This window comes from Ensifer sp. 22521 (genome assembly GCF_052044795.1).
GTDB lineage: Bacteria > Pseudomonadota > Alphaproteobacteria > Rhizobiales > Rhizobiaceae > Ensifer.
In genome coordinates, this window is sequence record NZ_JBQENM010000039.1 from 41,864 (window position 1) to 47,863 (window position 6,000).

General features: G+C 62.2%; 5 protein-coding genes. 4 read left to right on the forward strand and 1 reads right to left on the reverse strand.

Annotated elements, in window-relative coordinates; genetic code table 11:
- Window positions 1–323: 323 nt before the first annotated feature.
- The 4 genes from ACTJKE_RS33920 to ACTJKE_RS33935 all read left to right on the forward strand — a co-directional run bounded on the left by ACTJKE_RS33920 (window position 324) and on the right by ACTJKE_RS33935 (window position 4,267).
- Window positions 324–1,379 carry a LacI family transcriptional regulator gene (locus tag ACTJKE_RS33920; RefSeq protein WP_057254246.1) on the forward strand — a complete coding sequence of 352 codons (1,056 nt, stop codon included), beginning with the start codon at window positions 324–326 and terminating at the stop codon, window positions 1,377–1,379.
- 307 nt (window positions 1,380–1,686) lie between these two features.
- Window positions 1,687–3,309, forward strand: a complete 1,623-nt coding sequence (locus ACTJKE_RS33925; protein WP_058324201.1) for an ABC-F family ATP-binding cassette domain-containing protein — start codon at window positions 1,687–1,689, stop codon at window positions 3,307–3,309.
- A 370-nt stretch (window positions 3,310–3,679) separates the two neighbouring features.
- Window positions 3,680–3,910, forward strand: coding sequence for a hypothetical protein (locus ACTJKE_RS33930; RefSeq protein ID WP_058328736.1), 231 nt, complete (start codon window positions 3,680–3,682; stop codon window positions 3,908–3,910).
- A 168-nt stretch (window positions 3,911–4,078) separates the two neighbouring features.
- Window positions 4,079–4,267 carry a hypothetical protein gene (locus tag ACTJKE_RS33935; RefSeq protein ID WP_058328737.1) on the forward strand — a complete coding sequence of 63 codons (189 nt, stop codon included), beginning with the start codon at window positions 4,079–4,081 and terminating at the stop codon, window positions 4,265–4,267.
- A gap of 294 nt (window positions 4,268–4,561) precedes the next feature.
- Here ACTJKE_RS33935 and gndA read toward each other — a convergent pair whose 3' ends face one another.
- Window positions 4,562–5,992, reverse strand: a complete 1,431-nt coding sequence (gene gndA / locus ACTJKE_RS33940; RefSeq protein ID WP_440693702.1) for an NADP-dependent phosphogluconate dehydrogenase — start codon at window positions 5,990–5,992, stop codon at window positions 4,562–4,564.
- Window positions 5,993–6,000: the final 8 nt, after the last annotated feature.

Genomic DNA, 6,000 nt, shown 5'->3' on the forward strand with positions numbered 1-6,000 from the left:
ATTTATAGAACTTCAGCGAGTGCCTTGCGCCGTTGTGGAGATCATCGTCTCGCAAGCGCAAAAGACACCCGCCCCAAGGTGCGATTCAACCAGACCGCTTCAGATTCCGCAGTGCAGCAACGAAAACGCTCGACATCGCAACTGTATCGTTACAGATTTGAAGCAATTTTATCGGTCCAAAGCAGGATAGCCGCTCGCTGCTTTTCGTATATAAGGCGATAAAGTGACGCGGCAGGCAGCAGTGGACAGGCTGAACCGACGCGTTTCGCCGCCGGGCGGGCAAAACTGGCGGCGCGCGGGCAGAGAGTGGGCGGGTGACGGCAATGGACAGCAAGACGAAAAACAGGCCGCAAACACTGCCGGATGGCGGCCGGCCAACGCTGAAGACGATCGCCTTCATGACCGGGCTCGGCATCACCACGGTTTCCCGGGCGCTGAAGGATGCGCCCGATATCGGCGCGGAAACCAAGGAACGCGTGCGTCTCGTCGCCAAGCAGATCGGCTACCAGCCGAACCGCGCCGGCGTGCGGCTCAGAACCGGCAAGACCAACGTCATCAGTCTCGTATTGACGCTGGAAGAAGAGATCATGGGCATCACCAGCCCGATGGTCGTCGGCATCACCGAGATCCTCGCGGGCACGCCCTATCACCTCGTGGTCACCCCCTATAGCGCCGTCAAGGATGCCCTGGCGCCGATCCGCTACATCCTCGACACGGGCGCTGCCGACGGCGTGATCATCTCGCGCACCGAGCCGCACGATCCGCGCGTGGCACTTCTGACCGAGCGCGGCCTGCCTTTCGTCACGCACGGCCGCACCGAAATGGGCATCGTCCACCCCTATCACGACTTCGACAACGAGCGCTTCGCCTATGAGGCGGTGCGCAAGCTCGTCGCGCGCGGCCGGCGGCGCCTGGTGCTGCTCGAGCCGCCGCCGCATCTCACCTTTTATTCGCATATGCGCGCCGGCTTCGAACGGGGCCTTCGCGACTTTCAGGCCGATGCAATCGGCTTCCACCAGACCAATATCGACCATTCTCTGGTCGAAATCCGCGACGCCTTCGAGGTGCTGATGCGCTCGGAGGACGCGCCCGACGGCATCATCTCGGGCAGCGGTTCAGGCGCGATCGCGCTGATCGCCGGTCTGGAGATGGCCAAGAAGAAGCTCGGCGAAGACTGCGACATGGTTTCGAAGTCCCCGAGCGACTTCCTGCGCTGGCTTCGCCCGGAGGTGATGACCATGTACGAGGACATCCGCGTTGCCGGTCGCGAACTGGCAAAGGCGGTCATCGGCCATATCGACGGCCAACCGCCGGAAACGCTGCAGAGCCTCAGCCAGCCGGAGTTCCAGCCGCCGATCACGCGCGGTCTGCGGGCCTGAGCCGAAAACATCTCCGCCCTCATCCCTGTGCCCTGTCACAGGGATCCAGCAGCGCCGCGTCCGCGGCGCGGAAGAGTCTTTTCGGCCCAAAGACTTGGGCCTGACTGGATTCCTGTGACAGGCACAGGAATGAGGATCTGGGAGACGGCATGCCCCTCTGTCGTCGACCAGCGACAGTTTGCCATGGGCGTCGTGAAACGACGCGGAAGCACCCTGAAGTCTTGCTTGTGACGCAGAAACCTGCGACAGGCCGGGGCAACAATCGGGCGCGACGGCGCCCCACACCTCCCTTCAGGCTACAGCAGACATGATCCGCATCGAAAACATCAGCAAGCAGCTCAGCCACCGCATCCTTTTCATCGAAGCCTCCGCCGCCCTCAACCGCGGCGAAAAGGTCGGCCTCGTCGGCCCGAACGGCGCCGGCAAAACCTCGCTCTTCCGCATGATTACCGGCGAGGAAGTGCCTGACGAAGGCCAGGTCGCCGTCGATAAGGGCATCACCATCGGCTACTTCAACCAGGACGTCGGCGAGATGGCGGGCGGCAGCGCGGTTGCCGAGGTCATGAACGGCGCCGGGCCGGTCAGCGAAGTCGCCGCCGAACTGCGCGAGCTTGAAGCCGCGATGGTCGATCCGGATCGGCTCGACGAGATGGATGCGATCATCGAGCGCTACGGCGAGGTGCAGGCACGCTACGAGGAGCTCGACGGCTACGCGCTGGAAGGCCGCGCCCGCGAGGTGCTGGCGGGCTTGAGCTTCAGCCAGGAGATGATGGACGGCGATGTCGGCGCGCTCTCGGGCGGCTGGAAGATGCGCGTGGCGCTTGCCCGTATTCTTCTGATGCGGCCCGACGTGATGCTGCTCGACGAGCCGAGCAACCATCTGGATCTCGAAAGCCTGATCTGGCTCGAGGACTTCCTCAAGAACTACGACGGCGCGCTGATGATGACCTCGCACGACCGCGAGTTCATGAACCGCATCATCACCAAGATCATCGAGATCGACGGCGGCTCGCTCAACGCCTATTCGGGCGACTACGGCTTCTACGAGCAGCAGCGCGCCCAGAACGAGAAGCAGCAGCAGGCGCAGTTCGAGCGCCAGCAGGCTATGCTCGCCAAGGAGATCAAGTTCATCGAGCGCTTCAAGGCCCGCGCCTCGCACGCCTCTCAGGTTCAGAGCCGGGTGAAGAAGCTCGACAAGATCGACCGGGTCGAGCCGCCGAAGCGCCGCCAGAGCGTCGCTTTCGAATTCCGCCCGGCGCCACGCTCCGGCGAAGACGTCATCAACATCAAGGGCGTGCACAAGAAATACGGCAGCCGCAGCATCTATGAAGGGTTCGACTTCATGGTGCGCCGGCGCGAGCGCTGGTGCATTATGGGCATCAACGGCGCCGGCAAGTCGACGCTCCTGAAGCTCGTTGCCGGCTCGACCGAACCGGACGCAGGCAACGTCGCGCTTGGCGCCAGCGTCAAGCTGGGTTACTTCGCCCAGCATGCCATGGACGTGCTCGATGGCGACCGCACGGTGCTGCAGCAGCTTGAGGACACGTTCCCGCAGGCAGGCCAGGCACCGCTTCGCGCGCTTGCCGGCTGCTTCGGCTTTTCCGGCGACGATGTCGAGAAGAAGTGCCGGGTGCTTTCCGGTGGCGAGAAGGCCCGCCTGGTGATGGCAATCATGCTGTTCGATCCGCCGAACCTGCTGGTTCTCGACGAGCCGACCAACCACCTCGACCTCGACACCAAGGAAATGCTGATCAAGGCGCTGGCGGACTACGAAGGCACCATGCTCTTCGTCTCGCACGACCGCCACTTCCTCGCCGCACTGTCCAACCGTGTGCTCGAACTGACGCCGGACGGCATCCACCAGTATGGCGGCGGCTACACCGAATATGTCGCCCGCACCGGCCAGGAAGCTCCCGGTCTGCGGAGCTGACACGAAAATAGGCGAGCTGGGCGTCGCGCGCCGGCGCCCAGCATTCGCAGTGCCCGCCTTCCTCGGCGGGGACCGAGGGTCCACAAGCAAAGCCCGAACGCACAACGCGACTCCGCTCTAAATCGGTACTGAAAAAACTAGGTTCTTGTGAAGTGCTACCGTAGCAGCTGCTACAGATCCTACCGGATGGCCGCTTGAAATCGATGGGACTTTGGTCCGATTCGCGCAGTCAAAGGTCCGAGTGTCATTGTCGCGACGCTCACCATTCACATATTGCTGGGCTGGCTGGGGCGCCATCGCAGCATCTGCTGCCAATCACTTCAGACAGGTGATGTTCGGCATGACACCGAAAATTGCATGGAAAGACCGAATGACGAACCGCGTATGGGGCTTTGTATCCAACCCCTTCACCATCGGCATCTACCTTGCGCTGGCCACCCTTTGCGCTTTCTTCGGCAGCGCGGCGACCGGCATCCCGGCATACGTGCTTATGGCCGTCGGGTTTCTGCTGGTGATCTTTGTCGATCCGCCGAAAAGGCTGGGCAAGCTGCGGGCACAGCGCCGCCGCTCGGGTGGCGACCGCAACGCCTATCGGCGTTAGTTACGCCCATCGGCGAAAGCGCCTGGCGGCAATCGCAGCGCCAGGCGCCCTTCCCGGAACAATACACGACGTCAGCAGTTTCCCGACGAAGCAAGCAAATTCACATGAACGGACGTATGACGTCCACGGTGCACGGAAGCCATCATGCGCAGATGGCGATGAAAGCGCGTGGGCACGATGAAGACCAAGCACTATGTGCTGCAGATCTTTCGAGCCACCTTCACCGACAGGCTGGTGCTGATCATTATTGTGCTGATGATTGCCTCGGTGTTCGCCGTCCTGCCAATCAAATCCTGCTCCAATCCGGGTGCATCGGGCGGCACAGGGATATCAGCGACCTCATCGATGACGGGCTAAAGCGTGTCGCGCAAAAGTGCGCAGCGGTTTTGCGATAACGACATGCGAAATATCGAAAACTTAAAGCGCTAGGAGCAAATCTGGAAGATCGCGACGCGCTTTAGCATCTTGTCCGAACGAAGCGGCGGCGGCAGCCCCAACGCAAAACGGGGCAGCCAAGGCCGCCCCGTCTCAAGCTGCTCTGTCGTCGAGACTTAGATCACTTCATTGTTTCATCGAAACTGAAGCGATCTAAGTCTTTGAAATCACGCAGTTCCGGACGGAAAACCGCTTTGCACTTTTCCTGGAATTGCTCTAGCCGTTGAGGCCGCTGCCCCACGGACCGTGATGGCTGTCGGCGCCGTCAATGCGGTCGAAGCCGTGGGCGCCGAAGAAGTCGCGCTGCGCCTGGATGACGTTGGCCGTGCCGCGGCCACGGCGGTAGCTGTCGAAGTAGCCGAGCGCTGACGCAAGCGCAGGCACCGGCAGGCCGCCGAGAACGGCAGCCGAAACGACGCGGCGCAGGGCTGCGTCGGTTTCCTTGACCATGGCGACGAAGGCCGGGGTGACGATTAGGTTGGCAGCATCCGGCGCCTTGGTGAACGCGGTGGTGATCTCGTCGAGGAACTGCGAGCGGATGATGCAGCCGGCGCGCCAGATCTTGGCGATGGTCGGCATCGGCAGGTTCCAGTTGAACTCCTTTGATGCCGCCGACATCACCGCGAAGCCTTGCGCATAGGCGCCGATCTTGGCGGCCAGCAGCGCGCTTTCGAGATCCCTGATGAAGGCTGCCTTGTCGGCCACCTTGAAGTCGCCGACCTCAGGCAGCCCGAGGATCTTTTCGGCCGCTTCGCGTTCGTCCTTCATCGAGGAGGTGCTGCGCGCCGCAACCGCCGCCTCAATGCCGGTTGCCGGCACGCCCATGTTCTGCGCTTCGATCACCGACCACTTGCCGGTGCCCTTCTGGCCGGCCTTGTCGAGGATCAAATCGACGATCGGCTTGCCGGTCAGAGGATCAGCGGCCTTCAGCACCTTCTCGGTGATCTCGATCAGGTAGGAGTTGAGGCGGCCCTTGTTCCAGGTGCCGAAGACGTCGCCAATCTCGGTCGCCGACATCTTCAGGCCGTCGCGCAGGATGCCGTAGATTTCGGCGATCATCTGCATGTCGGCATATTCGATGCCGTTGTGGATGGTCTTGACGAAATGGCCGGCGCCGTTTTCGCCGAGCCAGGCAACGCAAGGGTCGTTGTCATACTTGGCAGCGATCGAGGTCAAAACGCTCTCGACGCGCTTCCAGGACTCCTCCTTGCCGCCGACCATGATCGACGGGCCGTGGCGCGCGCCCTCCTCACCGCCGGAAACCCCCATGCCGATGAAGGTCAGGCCACTGTCCTTCAGCGCCTCGAAGCGGCGCATCGTGTCGCGGAAGTTGGCGTTGCCGGCGTCGATCATGATGTCGCCCTTGGAAAGGTAGGGCTCGAGGATCTTCATCTGCTGATCGACCGGCTCGCCGGCCTTGATCATGATGATGATCGGGCGCGGCGGACGGATGGCGGCAACAAACTCTTCAATGGTGTCGCAGGGCACAATCTGGCCCTTGAGTTCACCGGCTTCCGCGTAGAACTTGTGCGTCGCCTCGACGGTGCGGTTGAACACCGCGATCTTGTTGCCCTTTTCAGCGATGTTGAGCGCCAGGTTCGAGCCCATGACGCCGAGACCGATTAGGCCGATTTCCGCCTGTGACACGTGATTGC

Bases quoted from the DNA above. Each gene is read 5' to 3' on its own strand.
- ACTJKE_RS33920 (WP_057254246.1), top strand. From the start codon at position 324: ATGGACAGCAAGACGAAAAACAGGCCGCAAACACTGCCGGATGGCGGC.
- ACTJKE_RS33925 (WP_058324201.1), top strand. From the start codon at position 1,687: ATGATCCGCATCGAAAACATCAGCAAGCAGCTCAGCCACCGCATCCTT.
- ACTJKE_RS33930 (WP_058328736.1), top strand. From the start codon at position 3,680: ATGACGAACCGCGTATGGGGCTTTGTATCCAACCCCTTCACCATCGGC.